Genomic DNA, 14,543 nt, shown 5'->3' with positions numbered 1-14,543 from the left:
TTTTGCTGGCACTGCTGTTTTTAAGGAAAACCAATGATATTAAAAAGATTACTGACAACCGCAGCGATAACTGCCCTGGTTGGCTGCGCCGGCACCACGCCGACATCACCTGCGCCCTCTGTCGCGGCGAATGCGACGGCGATTGCAGCGCATATGCAGTTTCTCGCCTCAGATGCCCTGGCCGGTCGCGACACTGGCAGTAACGAGCATGAAATAGCCTCTTTATACATCGCGACCCAGTTACAGGCATTGGGGTTAAAGCCGGCCGGTGATAACGGCAGTTATTTACAGCGCGTGCCGCTGCGTAAAGCGCGCTTGGCGCAAGACAGCGCTAAATTCACCCTGCATGTAGACGGCAACAGCACGGCGCTGGCCTATCCGAAAGCCTTTTTTACCGGTCCCAGCCTGCAATTTAGCCACACTGAAGTCACAGCGCCGCTGGTATTTGCTGGCTATGGTTTAGTATCCAAAGAATTTGGCCTGGACGATTATGCCGGCCTGGATGTGAACGGTAAAATTGTTGTGCTGTTAACTGGCCGGCCAGACAGCCTGCCCAGTGAAGAAGCGGCGCATTTAAACAGCCTGAAAACCCGCCTGGCGGCAGAGCGCGGTGCAGTGGGCATTATCAGCATTCACACACCGAAGCAGGAAAAAGTGCGGCCTTATGCCAGCAGCTTGTTGTATTTAAATGCGCCGTCGATGGAGTGGCTGCAAAGCGATGGCACCCCGGCTGACAGCTATCCTAACGTAAAGGGTGGGGCTTATGTGCATCATGACGCAGCGGCGGCGTTGTTTGCTAAAGCGCCGGTTAAGCTGAAAGACATTTTTTCCCAGCTTGATAACGACGCAGGCCCAGCCGGCTTTGAGCTTGGGGTGTCGGCCACGCTTAGCCGTAACAGCAGCCATGACGATATCTCCAGCCCGAATGTGATAGCGGTACTGGAAGGGTCTGATCCTGTATTAAAAGATGAGTATGTGGTGGTAACGGCGCACTCAGACCATATTGGTTACAGCAATGACTTACGCAGTGACGATAAAATAAACAACGGCGCTATGGATAACGCTGCCGGTGTGGCTATCCTGCTGGAAACCGCGCGTTTGTTTGCCCAGCTGCCGGAAAAACCCAAACGCTCTATTTTGTTTGTGGTGGTGACCGGTGAAGAAAAAGGCTTACTCGGTGCCGACTACTTTGCCCATAACCCAACCCGGCCTATCGATAAGCTGGTGGCTAACGTAAACCTGGATATGCCAGTACTGCTGTATCCGTTCGCCGATATGATAGCTTTTGGCGCCAATCACTCATCCTTGGGCAAGGTAGTTGAACAGGCGGCTGCCAAAGAGGGCATAGCATTAAGCGCTGATCCTATGCCAGAGCAGGCCATTTTTACCCGCTCAGATCACTACACCCTGGTAAAAAAGGGCGTACCGGCGGTATTTTTAATGACCGGGTTTAAGTCAACAGATCCGAAGCAGGATGGCGGTAAAGTCTGGTCCAGTTTTTTTGCCAAGCATTACCATAAGCCGTCGGATGATATTCCAAGCTTAATTAAAGACTACGGTGCCATCCGTTATGATGCCGGTGCGGTATTTGCCGATATTAACTTTAATATTGCGCTGGATGTGGCCAATACGGCGCAGCGGCCTTACTGGTTAAAAGACAGCTTTTTTAATGGCGTATTTGGCCAGCCGTATAACCGCGAAGCGGTGAAGTAAGGCCTAATTCAACGATATCGATATAGAGAACCGGTTTGCTCTAAGCTAACCGTTGAAGCCCCGGACGGGCTGAGACGAGCCCCCAGGGATGGGTTTACGGCGTGTTGGCGTGAGCAAACCGGTTCGGCTCTATTGCGCAGGTGTCTGATGTTCAGGATGGGGCATCAACCACCGGCCCATTTGGTTTTAAAACCCTCAGCTTGCAATAACTGCTCGACCAGCATGCGCTTATCGCCCTGAATTTCAATGATGCCATCTTTTACCGCGCCACCACAGGCACATTTCTTTTTCAACTTCGCAGCCAGTAATACCAACTCATCATGCGGCTTTGCGATACCGCTGATCGTCAGTACCGCTTTGCCACCACGGCCTTTGGTTTCGCGTCTTATCCGCACTGCACCATCTGCAAAGGCCTCTGCCACCGCTTTAGCCGGCGCTTTAGCGACGATTTTACCGCCCTCGGTGCTGTATACCAGATTGGCATCGTCTTTTACGGCTGTTTTTACCGCGGTATTACTGCCTTGAGGGTTAAGTTGAGCCTGCCAGTCGGCCAGAGAGATTTTATTGCCTGCCATAAATGGGTTCACTTGCTTTACAATGCTGTCAGCTTAAACATCCGCTGGCGTGGCGGCAACAATTTCCTCAACCTGGGCAGTGTTGGCTTGGCTTTTTAAGCGCTTCTGGTAAAATGCCTGTCAAATTTTAGAAATCTGGATGGCTATAATGTCGCAAGATGCTGTTGCTGTATCTGACTATATTGAGCGTGCCGCTATAGTGGCATATTTAGGCGAAACGTCTGAGGCGACTTTTACTGCTAAGGTGGTGCAGCGCCAGGCTGAATTACGGGCTTTTTTATCGGTAGCCGCACCGGCTGTGGTGCAGTGGCAATATAAAGTGCCTGAGCTGGGCGAAGGCGGGGCCTGTTCACTGTTTGGCCAGCTGGCCGACGAAGCCTATGATTTAACGGCGATTCTCGGTGGACAGAGCGCGCATAATCAGCAGGCATTACAAGCGCTTGGCAATATCGCTGCATTTTACCGAGAACAGTCTGGCCTGGATTGGTTTGGTATTTATCAGGCGAGGCCTAATACTGCCGGTCAGCCGGTGTTGGTCAAATTAGCCTATTATGGCGCTGCATCGCGGGCCGAGTTTCCGCTGAACAGCGACTTTGCCAAAATCAGCAATAACAGCACCGTTGGTTTAACTGGCAAAGCTAAAATTATTAACGACGTGTCGGCTTATTTGGGCAGCGGCGGTGAGTATTATACCTGTGACCCGAAAGTGCAGGCCGAAGCCTGTTTGCCTCTGTTTGACCAATCAGGCAAAATAGCCGGCATTGTCGATGCGGAAGATTTTAATAAAAACGTCTTTACTGCGGATGCTTTGGCATTGCTGGTCGCGGTGTGTTTAACCGTACCGGCGTATTTGCCGTAAACGCCGCCCTTTTTATGCAACTTTAACTCAGGTAGATCATTATGTTTGCTCAGTTACAACCGGTGGCCACCGATCCAATTTTAGGTTTAATGGCGGCGTACAAAGAAGACCCGAACCCAAACAAGGTCGACCTTGGTGTTGGGGTGTATAAAGACGAGCAGGGCCACACGGCGGTACTGAAATGCGTAAAAGAAGCCGAAGCACTGCGCTTAAAGCAGGAAGACAGCAAGACCTATATTGGTATGGCAGGTGATCTGGGGTTTAATGCGCATATCGAAAAACTGGCGTTTGGCATTGGCCACAAGGTACTGCTGGCTAACCGGGTAACGACCGCCCATACGCCAGGCGGTACCGGCGCTTTGCGCGTAGCGGCAGAATTTATTAAAAAAGCTAACCCTAATGCCACTATCTGGGTAACCAGCCCGACCTGGGCTAACCATATTTCACTGTTTCAGGCCGCTGGCCTTAACGTAAAAGAATATACTTACTATGATTACGATACCAAAGGCTTAAACGAAGAGGCGATGTTTGCCGACCTGGCTAAGGTGCCGGCCGGTGATGTGGTGCTGGTGCATGCCTGCTGCCATAACCCCAGTGGTATGGATTTAACCTTTGCCCAGTGGCAGCGCTTTACAGCGCTGGCCAAAGAACGTGGCTTTACGCCATTAGTTGATATGGCGTATCAGGGGTTTGGCAGTGGTCTGGATGAAGATGCCAAAGGCCTGCGCCATCTGGCTGACAACGTTGAAGAGATGATCCTGTGCAGTTCCTGCTCGAAAAACTTTGGTTTATACCGTGAGCGTATTGGTGCTGTGTCTATTGTCGCGGCCGACAGTAAGGTTGCTGAAGTGGCCAGAGTAAACCTGCTTAGCGTAGTGCGTAGTATCTATTCTATGCCACCGGCGCATGGCGCCATCATAGTGGCGAATATTCTTAACAGCAACGAGCTGACTGCGCTGTGGCACCAAGAGCTGGCTGAAATGCGTAACCGCATTAACAGCTATCGTCAGCTAATCATCGATAAACTGGCCTCTGAGGGCGTAACGCAGGACTTTAGCTTTATAACCCGTCAGCATGGCATGTTCAGCTTTTTGGGTATTAACAAAGCGCAAATTGACCGGCTGCGCAGTGAATTCAGCATTTATATGGTCGGTTCAAGCCGGGTAAGCATTGCAGGCTTAAACCACAGCAATATTGATTACTTTGCTAAATCTGTGGCAACAGTGCTTAAAGGCTGAATAGGGCTGGTATAAGCTGTTGGATGGAAGAAACCGCAGTTCGCTGCGGTTTTTTTATGCGGCTAAAAAGCACTGTATATGCTGTGCTACTGAAGCTGGCTGTGTCATATGGCAGTGGTGGCCGCCGCTGACGTCAACTAATGTCAGCTGGTGATAGTGCGGTGCAAAATGTTTAACCTTAGCGGCAAAAGCGCTATCGTTGGCAATAATACCCAGCACCGGGCACTGTACGGCGTTAATCAGCGCTTCGGCCTGCTGTGGCGTTAAGCGATACACTGAACTGTGGCGCAGGCGCATGTCGGCGCGCCAGCTCAGGCCTTGCGCTGTGGTAATAGTGCCGCGCTCAGCCAATAGCATGGCTTCGGTAAGGCTAAAGTCACTTTGTTTTTGTCTGGCGGTGGCCGCTTCTGCCAGGCTGGCATAATAAGGTGGCCGGGACGAGGCTTTTAACCGTGAGCTAATACCGTCGCGTAGCTGCTTAGCTGTATTTTCGGCACTGTCGGTAACAAAGCCTAAGCTATCTATCAGCACCAATTTGGCGACCAGCTCAGGGAAGCTGGCTGCCAGCGCGGTGGCTACCATAGCGCCCATCGAATGGCCGATAATCGTTAGCTGTTGCCATTGTTGTTGCCGGCACAAGGTGACGATATCTTGTACCCAATCAAAAAAATAATAATGTGCATCGCTACTGCGGTGGCCAGAATGGCCATGGCCGGGAAACTCCAGTGCCAGCAGTGGTGCTTCTGTTAGCTGCTGCGCCAGCGGTATAAAGCTGGCGGCGTTATCCAGCCAGCCATGCAGGCACAGCACGGGTGTTTCAGGCGCATCGCGGTTGCTCAGCGCGGCCAGCGACTGCTGACCAACAGCATATTGCAGGGCGAACGGCAGAGAAGGCACGCTGCTTACTTCACCAGGGTTTGCGCGGCTTTAATATAAGCATCACCGCTGCGTTTCGCTGCGGCCATGTCCATGTGCTCAGACGCAATATGAACCTCTTCCAGCGTATCTTTAAGCTTGCCGGTTTCGCTATGGATTTTCTCCAGCGCGACTTCAAGGGTGTAGGTCAATTGGTGGATTTCAGCCATGGCCAGTGGGGTTAATTCACCTTGCAGTAAGGTATTTAATTTTTGATTGTACTCACTGAAATTAGCCACGGCTTGCTGCAGTGTATCTGCCGCTTTGCCTTTATAGTGATCTGGTCTATCGTCTGCCTGTGCAATTGACGTCAGTAAACAGGCGGTGGCCAGTAAGGCGGCAGTAAGACATTGTTTCATTCTGAACTCCAATATGTAAATGAGAATATTTCGCAACTAATTTAGCACAGATGTCTGACGCTGCCTACTGCAATGCAGAAAAACTTTTGCTAGTACATTATGCGGGTTTTCATATTTTTTTAATTAGAATATCTAACTGTTACTGGGGCAGTGTGTTGGTGGTTAATTACGCAGTAAATGTGCCGCAAACGCAGTTTTACTGTTGGTTTTTTGCATAAATCACTATTTTTATAGCATAAAAATAGTGATTTATCGGGTGTTATGTTTTCACTGTGTAGTGAAAATTTGAATGCTTTATGAACACTGCTGTTTTTATGCATTATTTTTTCTAATGGCGAGGTGCTAATTTATCTCGTTCGTTTGCTGGCGAAATAACCGGCATAATAGCGCTAACTTAAACCGCAGCCACAGATGAGGTGTAGCATGACAACGTTAGATACCGCAGCAGATAAACACAGGGTTAGCGCTACACGCAGCAATGCTGTTGCCCGGGCGTTGTTGCTGCGTAAGCTTAACCGCTTACTGGCACTGTTTGGCCGGGTAATGCACAGTAGCAGCCTGGTGAACAGTAAATAAGCGACAGTGTTACAGCAGAAAAGCCACGCGTCCCCAACCCGCGTGGCTTTTCTGTTTTAGTAGCTTGTCGCCGTTTCAGGCTTGCACTACAGTAAGCCACTGAAAAAATTCCGGGAGAGACAGCGATGAGCGCTTATGAAAAGATCAATTATGTTGAATTTCCAGCAGCAGATCTGGCAGCAGTAAAGCAGTTTTATACCAGTGTATTTGGCTGGGTGTTCGCCGATTATGGGCCAGATTATGTGGCTTTTGCCAATTCAGGTTTGGATGGTGGTTTTTACCGGGCCGCTAAGCAAAGCCAGGTGGCAGCGGGCGGGGCACTGGTGGTGCTGTACAGTAAAGATTTAGCCGGCTGTGAACAGCGTATTATCGCTGCCGGCGGTAAGGTTGTTAAACCGGTATTTGCTTTTCCTGGCGGACGCCGATTTCATTTTACCGACCCGAATGGCAACGAGCTTGCCGTTTGGTCAGAGCAATAAAGCCAGGTCGCTTACGCAGTAAAGCTAACGTAAGCGCCTGCGGTATGGCTGACAACATAAGCCGCCCCTATTGTTTGTCTGTTTCGGCTGGGTTTTTAGCGGCTGTCAGGTGTTGCTCTGCTTGCTGGCTACCGCTTTCAAAGAACAATTCTGTTGCGGTTTTCTCCAGTGCGGCTTTGGCTTGTTGTTTAATATTGCTGCTAAGCTCGGCCAACTGAGTGCTTACTACGTCAGTCAAGGTATCGGTCAGGGTATTGGCCTGTACAGGAGCGCTAATAGCAACAGTCATCAAACCAGCCAGCGTTAGTGCGTTAAGTGTTTTCATCTTTTATGTCCTTTACGGTTCAGTTTAGGGTTAACTACAGCCTAGGTATTACAAGCAGCGTGCCAGCTTTAACTGGTTTTATAAATAATTGATAATAAATGAAATATTTTCATTTTGTGCGCTGGCGATGATTTGTGTTTGGCTGGTGTTGACATGCGGTTGGCTATTTTGACTAACTTTTAGCAAATTTAATTATGGTGTTGTGATATTGCGACAGCGGTTAAATACGCTATGCTTCAGCCAGGTAGAATGTTGTCTCGGGCGGTTATGCGAAAACGCTGTTGTTGCTTTTACTGGGTGCTGAGTTTTAGTGTGTTGGCACAACCGCCGATGCGGGTGGTTACAGAGTTGTCGCCGCCACATCAAACGTTACAAGGCGGTGAGGTTGCAGGCTTAAGTACGGCTCTGGTGCGGGCGGTACTGGCAGAAGCACAGCTTGAAGCCACCATTGAAATGTATCCCTGGGCGCGTTCGTTACATATCGCCCGTAGTCAGCCAAATATATTGATTTATAACATAGCCCGCACTGCCGAGCGGGAGGCGCAATTTCATTGGATAGGCCCTGTTGCTGCATACCAGTTTGGTTTTGTTGCCTTACGTCATCGTCAGGACATTAAAATTGACAGCCTGGAAAGTGCTAAGCAGTACAGTATTGCGGTGCAGCGTGATGATTTATCGGCAAACTATCTGATGAGTCAGGGCTTTATGCCCGGGCTGCAACTGGTGCTGGCCGCCGATATTATTGAGTCCTGGCAATTGTTGCTAAACACTAAAGTGGACCTGGTAATAGATGATCCGGTGGCGCTGGCTGGTATGACGGCGACTCTGGCACTGCCGGAGAGTACGGTCAGGTTTGTCTATGCCATTCCGCAACTGGCGCAGCAAACCTGGCTGGCGGCCAGTATTCAGACTTCGCCACGCTTGGTAAAGCAGCTACAGCAGGCACATGCTAAAGTGGCTGAAACACGCTTGTATCAGCAGGTGATGTCATCCGGCTACCGGATAACAGACTAAAACGCCCGCAGTAGCGGGCGTTGTTACATCAGATCTTTTTGTATTTGATCCGGTGCGGTTCAAGCGCGTCAGCGCCATAGGTCGCTTTTAACCAGGCCTCGTAATCCGAGTAGTTGCCTTCAAAGAAGTTAACCTTACCTTCGTCGCGGTAATCCAGGATATGGGTGGCGATACGGTCCAGGAACCAGCGGTCATGCGAAATGACCATGGCGCAGCCGGGGAAGTCCAGCAGGGCGTTTTCCAGCGCGCGCAGGGTTTCTACGTCTAAATCGTTGGTTGGTTCATCCAGCAGCAACATATTGCCGCCGGCTTTAAGCAGCGCGGCTAAATGCACGCGGTTACGTTCACCACCGGATAACTCGCCGATAAATTTTTGCTGGTCGTTACCTTTAAAGTTAAAGCGGCCAACATAAGCCCGGCTCGGGATCTGGAAGTTACCGATTTGCAGCATATCCTGGCCGTTAGAAATTTCCTGCCAGACAGTGTTTTTCGGGTTCATGCTGTCGCGGAACTGATCGACACTGGCAATTTGCACGGTGTCGCCGACGCTGATCTCGCCCGAGTCTGCTTGCTCGCTGCCGGTAATCATTTTAAACAGCGTCGATTTACCGGCACCGTTCGGGCCGATAATGCCGACAATCGCCCCTTTGGGAATACTAAAGCTTAAATCGTCAATTAATAAGCGGTCACCAAAGGATTTACGCAGATGGTTAACCTCCAGCACTTTGTCTCCCAGCCGGGGGCCTGGCGGAATAAAGAGCTCGTTGGTTTCGTTACGCTTTTGAAATTCCTGGCTTTGCAGCTCTTCAAAGCGGGCCATACGGGCCTTGCTCTTGGCATGACGACCTTTGGGGTTAGTGCGTACCCACTCCAACTCTTGTTTAATTGAGCGTTGACGGGCATTTTCGGCTTTCTCTTCCTGCTGCAGACGGGCATCTTTTTGCTCCAGCCAGCTTGAGTAGTTGCCTTCCCACGGAATACCGTAACCACGGTCCAGTTCTAAAATCCAGCCAGCAACGTTATCCAGGAAATAACGGTCGTGGGTAATAGCGACGACAGTACCGGGGTAGTCGTGCAGGAAGCGCTCCAGCCAGGCGACGGATTCCGCATCTAAGTGGTTAGTTGGCTCATCCAGCAGCAGCATGTCCGGCCGCTCAAGTAATAAGCGACAGATCGCCACACGGCGGCGTTCACCCCCGGATAAATGCTCAATTTTAGCATCCCAGGGGGGCAAACGCAGTGCATCGGCAGCACGCTCTAAGGTGTTATCCAGATTGTGGCCGTCTTTGGCCTGAATAAGCGCCTCAAGCTCGCCCTGCTCGCGTGCTAAGGCGTCAAAGTCAGCATTTTCCTCTGCGTAAGCGGCGTATACTTCATCTAAGCGGCTAAATGCCTGCTTAACGTCGCTCACGGCTTCTTCCACAATTTCACGTACTGTTTTACTGGTGTCCAGCTCGGGTTCTTGTGGCAGGTAACCAATTTTCGTGCCGGCTAGCGGCCGGGCTTCACCTTCATATTCGGTGTCTACTCCGGCCATAATCCGTAGCAGGGTCGATTTACCGGCACAGTTTAAACCCAGCACACCAATTTTGGCACCGGGGAAAAACGATAATGAAATATCTTTTAAAATAGTGCGCTTAGGTGGAACCACCTTAGAGACACGATGCATTGAATAAATATACTGAGCCATAACTATACGCTTATCGTTGCTGTAAATTAGTGCGCACAATTGTACGTTATTTTCGTCTGACAGGGAAAGTGAGCGCGCCGGGCTAAGATAAAACTCGCTTTTACGCCGTGCTTTCTGGTCTAATAGCAGGCAATACGTTATCCGGGTGGAAATTACTATGAGTCAGTTTGCGCAAGATCCGAGTTTTCAGCGTTTTGTCGAAGAAGCCAAAACCCACGGTATGGTATATGTGCTGGCCGATGGTGAAGATTTACTGGTGGTAGAATCAGTAGAATTTGAAGACACTGATGTTATGCCATTTTGGTCAGATGAAGCTGCCGCGAAAGCGCACTGCTCGGATGAATGGGCGGTATATAAGCCTGAAGCCATTCCACTGGATGTGTTTTGTGAGGGTTGGCTAAAAGAGATGTATGACGATGGTGTGTTAATTGGCACTAACTGGGACGAGAGTTTAAACGGCCCTGAAGTTGAACCACGCGAGCTGCTTGAAGCCTTATCTTTGGTGCAATAAGCCACCGCCAGCCACGTTGCCCCTGCTTACGTGCTGTGCGGGGGCAATAAGTATAAAAATGGCAAAAAAATGACTTTACCCGTAAACTAACGGCGTTAGCGGCACGTATTAATGGTTACACAGCCGGTTTGGATATAGTTATGTTATCAGATGAAGCAATATTGGTTCGTAGCGCACTTGAAGCACAGGGGCTTGAAACGCCTATGCTGGACAATGGTTTGTCGCGCGACCAAAAATACAACAAAATCAGCGCGCTGATGGCCGAAGTGGTGAGCACCCTTGGCCTGGATTTGCAGGACGACAGCTTAAGCGAAACACCGCACCGCATTGCCAAGATGTATGTCGATGAAGTTTTCGGTGGCCTGGATTACCGCAATTTTCCAAAGATAGCGCTGATAGATAACAAAATGCAGGTAAAAGAAATGGTTAAGGTAAAGGATATTAGCTTTACCAGTACCTGTGAGCATCATTTTGTCACGATAGATGGCAACGCTACCGTGGCTTATATTCCGGAAAAACGCATTATTGGCTTGTCAAAAATTAACCGTATCGTGCGCTTTTTTGCCCAGCGGCCTCAGGTGCAGGAACGGCTGACGCAGCAAATTCTGATAGCGCTGCAAACCCTGCTGCAAACGAAAAATGTGGCGGTAACCATGGAAGCTGTGCATTACTGTGTGAAATCCCGCGGCGTTATGGATGTAAACTCGAAAACGCAAACTACAGCGCTGGGCGGTATTTTTAAAGACGACGGCCGCACCCGGGCTGAGTTTCTGGCGCGGTTTTAAGTTTACCAATAATTCAAATTTACCAATAGAAAAGGCGCCAGACGGCGCCTTTTCTCATTATTATCTGCCGGATTACGCTTGGGGGTGCTGCTGCATCATGGCGTTTATTTGCGCGTTGCAGTACTATCGCTGTAGTTTTTTACTATCACTGGATAGGGGCAGATGATCCCGGTAGAGTTAATATTACTGGCGTTAAGCCCGGTGTTTGCCGGCTTTATTGCCTGGGAGTGGTTCAGTACGCACCGCGCCGGAAAAGGGCTGTACCGCTGGCAGGATAGCCTGGCCAATGCGGTGCTGGCACTTTTGCATCAGGGCAGTGATATGCTGGCGTTACTACTGTTAATGCCGTTTTTTCTCTGGCTGCATCAGTTTCGGCTGTTCGATATTGAGTTAACCGCCAGCAGCATTGCACTGGCGTTTGTATTGCAGGATTTTCTGTATTACTGGTTTCACCGCGCTTCGCATCATATCCGTTGGTTATGGGCATCACATGTGACGCATCACAGCTCACGGCAGATGAATTTTAGCACCGCCCTGCGCCAAAGCCTGACTTATCCGCTATCGGGAATGTGGCTATTCTGGACGCCAATGATCATTATTGGCTTTACACCTGCTGTAGTCTTTGCGGTGGTGGCGCTTAATCTGGCGTTTCAGTTTTTTGTTCATACTCAGTCCGTGCGTAAGCTGGGGCCGGTGGAGTGGCTGTTTAACACGCCGTCGCATCACCGGGTGCACCATGCCTGCAACCCGCAGTATATCGATAAAAATTTTGCCGGTGTCTTAATTATCTGGGATCGGCTGTTTGGTACCTATGTCGCCGAGCGTGACGATGAACCCTGCCGTTATGGTATCACTGACGATTTTGCCTCAGACAATCCTCTGGTTATCACTTTTTACGAGTGGCGGCGCATGTGGACAGAAGTGCGCCATAGCCGGTCAATCCGTCAGCTAGCAGTTATACTCTTTGGCGCCCCCAAAGCGGCTGTCGAGCGTCAGGATGGCAGCGAAACAGCGCAACAAGGCTGAGCCAGCTGGTTTTTAATGCCTGCAAAAGTTAAAGCGGCAAGCCGGCATTTTATGCACTAAGCTTGAACCATCGTGATAACGCCTTGAGGTGTAATATGAAAACTTACATGTTGTTGGTCGTTGCAGTAATAATTACCTTGTCTGGATGTAAACCGGCAGAGCAAGCTGCTACGGTGTCGCCGCCGGCCGCAGAGCAAAGCGCTGCCGCCAAAGTCGACGCTTGTAACCTGACCATGGGGATGGATGCCTGGGAACCTTATCAGTATATGAGTGTTGGCAATACCGTCAGCGGGCTTGATGTTGAGCTGGTACAGGCCGTGACCGCCGGTATGGGATGCAGCCTGGATGTGGTGCAAGGCAGCTGGGTTGAGTTGCTGACCCTGTTAAAAGACGGTGATGTTGATTTTGTGCTGGGTGCCTCAAAAACCGAAGAGCGTGAGCAGTTTGCCTATTTTTCTGAGCCCTACCGTCAGGAGCGTTTTCAGCTGTATGTGCGAAAAGAACAGGCAACCTTGCCGTCTGATAGCCTGAAAGCCTTTGTTGAGGCTGGTCATAAAGTGGGGATCGTTAACGAATATTACTACGGTGACGAAATGGCCGCTTTATACGCTGATGACACTTTGCGGGAGCAGTTTGTCGGGGCTATCATCAGTGAGCTGAATATGGCGCGCTTGCTGGATGAGGAAATTGACGGCCTGCTGGAAGACAGCTTTGTCGGGGCATCTATATTGCGGCGTAAAGGCCTGGATAAGTACATTCAGCCGCACAGTATCAGCCTTGGTAGTTCAGATGTGTATGTTATGTTTAGCAAGGCTTCAGTAACACAGGCTCAGGTACAACAATTTAATGATGGTTTGGCACAACTACGCAACAACGGTGAATATAGCCGGATTGTTGACAAGTACCGCCACTAAACCAGTTGGAAATGCTGCTGTAACAGGCTGGCGGTAAAGCTGGCCTTTAAATAAAAACCGCGCGGCAGGGTGCGTATGGGTTCGCCTTGTGCGCCTATGGCATCGGTTAACGCATTACTGTTGGCGGCTTTGGGACGCAATTGCAGGATCTTTCCCTGGCTGCCGCGAATACTACTGATACCGCCTAAGGTGATCTGCTCCATCAGCTCTTCCCAATCTTGTTGCAACGCCAGTTGTTGCGCCGGGGTTGGCTGCCATAAAAAAGGCGTGGCAATCATTCGCTCTGGTAAGGCAATGCTACGCTCTGCCAAAATGGGTACCCATAGCACCTGTTGTAACTTCTGGCATACCCAGGACTGATGCCAGAGTTGTCCGGCAACACCGGTTAATGGCGCGACACAAACATAAGTGCTTTCAAGGGGTTTACCGTGACGGTCTATTGGCAAGGTTTTAAGCTCAACGCCCAGATGCGGAAAATCAGGCTCCGCTTTGGCGCCGGCAGTGGCGCCCAAAGCTTGTTCCAGTAATTGTCCCACCCAGCCTTTATCTTTTTGCAAATTAGCCGGCACGCTAACGTGCAGCTGAGCGGCAAGCTGGCCTAAGGTCAGGCCTGCCAATGCCTGGCTGCGTTGTTGTAACTCAGTCAATGAAGCGGGAGCAGAATGCATAAATGCTAAGACTAACAAAGGTAGCAATACGCTAGCATTTTTCTGCCAACTTAGCTGCTTAAAAACACAGCAAACTAACTTACGCACAGCAAAAGTTCGCTGAGTAACGCGATGGTTTTAGTTTAAGTTTATGATTTTAAATAGGTATGTGTTTTATTGCGCTGTTGTCGTCTGGCCGCTTATTAAGTTATTAAAGGCTTTCTTTATAGTTATGGACAGTTTTATCAACAGTCTCTGTGAAAAAGTACACATTGCGCGGTCCTGTTGCTGCCATACTGTGGATAACTGTGTAAAAGTTGTGGCAAAAATACCGTTTGCCCAAGCCCCGACTTTATGAAAGAATCTTTTACATATTGTTTTAAGATCCGCCAGAGGTTTGTGTGATCGATGCCGAAGGTTTTCGGGCCAATGTCGGCATAGTGATTTGTAACCACCAGGGACAGGTGTTTTGGGCAAAACGATATGGTCAGCACTCCTGGCAATATCCGCAGGGCGGCATTGACGATGGTGAAACACCAGAGCAAGCCATGTTTCGCGAATTACATGAAGAGGTCGGACTTAGCGCGGCTGATGTGGAAATTATTGCTACCACTAAGCATTGGCTAAGGTATAAGTTACCCAAGCGTTTGATTCGTAAAGACAGTAATCCTGTGTGTATTGGCCAGAAGCAAAAGTGGTTTTTGCTGCGGCTGACCTGTGCAGACGAAGATGTAAACTTACTAAAAACCACCCATCCGGAATTTGATAGCTGGCGTTGGGTCAGTTACTGGTATCCGGTACGGCAGGTGGTGGCGTTTAAACGCGAAGTTTACCGTAAAGTCATGAAAGAGTTTGCTCCGGTCGCTTTGCCGTTTATCCGCCGCGAAGGAAAGAAAAAGAGTTAAGACAACAGGTTA

General features: G+C 49.9%; 17 protein-coding genes. 11 read left to right on the top strand and 6 right to left on the bottom strand.

Going from position 1 to position 14,543, the window contains the following annotated elements; translation table 11 throughout:
* Positions 1 to 33: 33 nt before the first annotated feature.
* A complete protein-coding gene (locus EYB30_RS00635; RefSeq protein ID WP_166835931.1) occupies positions 34 to 1,713 on the top strand; it encodes a M28 family metallopeptidase in 1,680 nt (559 codons plus the stop codon).
* Between the two features lie 164 nt (positions 1,714 to 1,877).
* On the opposite strand, the gene EYB30_RS00630 is transcribed toward EYB30_RS00635, so the two are convergent.
* Positions 1,878 to 2,288, bottom strand: coding sequence for a translation initiation factor (locus EYB30_RS00630; RefSeq protein ID WP_166835929.1), 411 nt, complete (start codon positions 2,286 to 2,288; stop codon positions 1,878 to 1,880).
* A 148-nt stretch (positions 2,289 to 2,436) separates the two neighbouring features.
* Here EYB30_RS00630 and EYB30_RS00625 point away from each other — a divergent pair, with 148 nt between their 5' ends.
* Both EYB30_RS00625 and EYB30_RS00620 read left to right on the top strand, forming a co-directional pair.
* Positions 2,437 to 3,147 carry a GAF domain-containing protein gene (locus tag EYB30_RS00625; RefSeq protein ID WP_166835927.1) on the top strand — a complete coding sequence of 237 codons (711 nt, stop codon included), beginning with the start codon at positions 2,437 to 2,439 and terminating at the stop codon, positions 3,145 to 3,147.
* Between the two features lie 41 nt (positions 3,148 to 3,188).
* Positions 3,189 to 4,385 carry an amino acid aminotransferase gene (locus EYB30_RS00620; protein ID WP_166835926.1) on the top strand — a complete coding sequence of 399 codons (1,197 nt, stop codon included), beginning with the start codon at positions 3,189 to 3,191 and terminating at the stop codon, positions 4,383 to 4,385.
* A 54-nt stretch (positions 4,386 to 4,439) separates the two neighbouring features.
* Here the strand turns inward: EYB30_RS00620 and EYB30_RS00615 are convergent, their stop codons facing one another.
* Positions 4,440 to 5,282 carry an alpha/beta fold hydrolase gene (locus tag EYB30_RS00615; RefSeq protein WP_166835924.1) on the bottom strand — a complete coding sequence of 281 codons (843 nt, stop codon included), beginning with the start codon at positions 5,280 to 5,282 and terminating at the stop codon, positions 4,440 to 4,442.
* Between the two features lie 5 nt (positions 5,283 to 5,287).
* Positions 5,288 to 5,659, bottom strand: a complete 372-nt coding sequence (locus tag EYB30_RS00610) for a DUF6746 family protein (RefSeq protein WP_166835922.1) — start codon at positions 5,657 to 5,659, stop codon at positions 5,288 to 5,290.
* A gap of 423 nt (positions 5,660 to 6,082) precedes the next feature.
* Between EYB30_RS00610 and EYB30_RS00605 the strand changes: the two genes are divergently transcribed.
* Both EYB30_RS00605 and EYB30_RS00600 read left to right on the top strand, forming a co-directional pair.
* The gene (locus EYB30_RS00605) at positions 6,083 to 6,235 is read left to right on the top strand and encodes a hypothetical protein (protein WP_166835920.1); all 153 of its coding nucleotides are present in this window, start codon (positions 6,083 to 6,085) and stop codon (positions 6,233 to 6,235) included.
* Positions 6,236 to 6,360: 125 nt separating this feature from the next.
* Positions 6,361 to 6,714, top strand: a complete 354-nt coding sequence (locus EYB30_RS00600; protein WP_166835918.1) for a VOC family protein — start codon at positions 6,361 to 6,363, stop codon at positions 6,712 to 6,714.
* Positions 6,715 to 6,781: 67 nt separating this feature from the next.
* On the opposite strand, the gene EYB30_RS00595 is transcribed toward EYB30_RS00600, so the two are convergent.
* Positions 6,782 to 7,039, bottom strand: a complete 258-nt coding sequence (locus EYB30_RS00595; protein WP_166835916.1) for a hypothetical protein — start codon at positions 7,037 to 7,039, stop codon at positions 6,782 to 6,784.
* A gap of 267 nt (positions 7,040 to 7,306) precedes the next feature.
* Between EYB30_RS00595 and EYB30_RS00590 the strand changes: the two genes are divergently transcribed.
* On the top strand, positions 7,307 to 8,053 hold the full coding sequence (locus EYB30_RS00590; RefSeq protein ID WP_166835914.1) for a substrate-binding periplasmic protein: 747 nt from the start codon (positions 7,307 to 7,309) through the stop codon (positions 8,051 to 8,053).
* Between the two features lie 28 nt (positions 8,054 to 8,081).
* On the opposite strand, the gene ettA is transcribed toward EYB30_RS00590, so the two are convergent.
* Complete coding sequence (gene ettA, locus EYB30_RS00585) at positions 8,082 to 9,743, bottom strand: energy-dependent translational throttle protein EttA (protein ID WP_166835912.1); 1,662 nt, start codon at positions 9,741 to 9,743, stop codon at positions 8,082 to 8,084.
* Positions 9,744 to 9,900: 157 nt separating this feature from the next.
* Here ettA and EYB30_RS00580 point away from each other — a divergent pair, with 157 nt between their 5' ends.
* The 4 genes from EYB30_RS00580 (at position 9,901) to EYB30_RS00565 (ending at position 12,979) form a co-directional block, all read left to right on the top strand.
* Positions 9,901 to 10,254: a DUF2750 domain-containing protein gene (locus EYB30_RS00580; RefSeq protein ID WP_166835909.1), complete on the top strand. Its 354-nt coding sequence runs from the start codon at positions 9,901 to 9,903 to the stop codon at positions 10,252 to 10,254.
* 140 nt (positions 10,255 to 10,394) lie between these two features.
* Positions 10,395 to 11,039: a GTP cyclohydrolase I FolE gene (gene folE / locus EYB30_RS00575; protein WP_166835907.1), complete on the top strand. Its 645-nt coding sequence runs from the start codon at positions 10,395 to 10,397 to the stop codon at positions 11,037 to 11,039.
* Between the two features lie 162 nt (positions 11,040 to 11,201).
* Complete coding sequence (locus EYB30_RS00570; RefSeq protein ID WP_174978713.1) at positions 11,202 to 12,065, top strand: sterol desaturase family protein; 864 nt, start codon at positions 11,202 to 11,204, stop codon at positions 12,063 to 12,065.
* A gap of 95 nt (positions 12,066 to 12,160) precedes the next feature.
* Positions 12,161 to 12,979 carry a substrate-binding periplasmic protein gene (locus EYB30_RS00565; protein ID WP_166835905.1) on the top strand — a complete coding sequence of 273 codons (819 nt, stop codon included), beginning with the start codon at positions 12,161 to 12,163 and terminating at the stop codon, positions 12,977 to 12,979.
* On the opposite strand, the gene mutH is transcribed toward EYB30_RS00565, so the two are convergent.
* Entirely contained in the window at positions 12,976 to 13,647 is a 672-nt protein-coding gene (gene mutH / locus EYB30_RS00560; RefSeq protein WP_166835903.1) for a DNA mismatch repair endonuclease MutH, read from the bottom strand. The genes EYB30_RS00565 and mutH overlap by 4 nt on opposite strands.
* Before the next feature lie 380 nt (positions 13,648 to 14,027).
* On the opposite strand from mutH, the gene rppH reads away from it, so the two are divergent.
* Positions 14,028 to 14,531 carry an RNA pyrophosphohydrolase gene (rppH, locus tag EYB30_RS00555; protein WP_166835901.1) on the top strand — a complete coding sequence of 168 codons (504 nt, stop codon included), beginning with the start codon at positions 14,028 to 14,030 and terminating at the stop codon, positions 14,529 to 14,531.
* The last annotated feature ends 12 nt before the right edge of the window (positions 14,532 to 14,543 follow it).

Source organism: Rheinheimera pleomorphica, assembly GCF_011634895.1.
Taxonomy (GTDB): Bacteria; Pseudomonadota; Gammaproteobacteria; order Enterobacterales; family Alteromonadaceae; genus Alishewanella; species Alishewanella pleomorphica.
The sequence above is the reverse complement of the archived record's forward strand: the minus strand, read 5'-3'. Positions and strand labels throughout refer to the sequence as shown.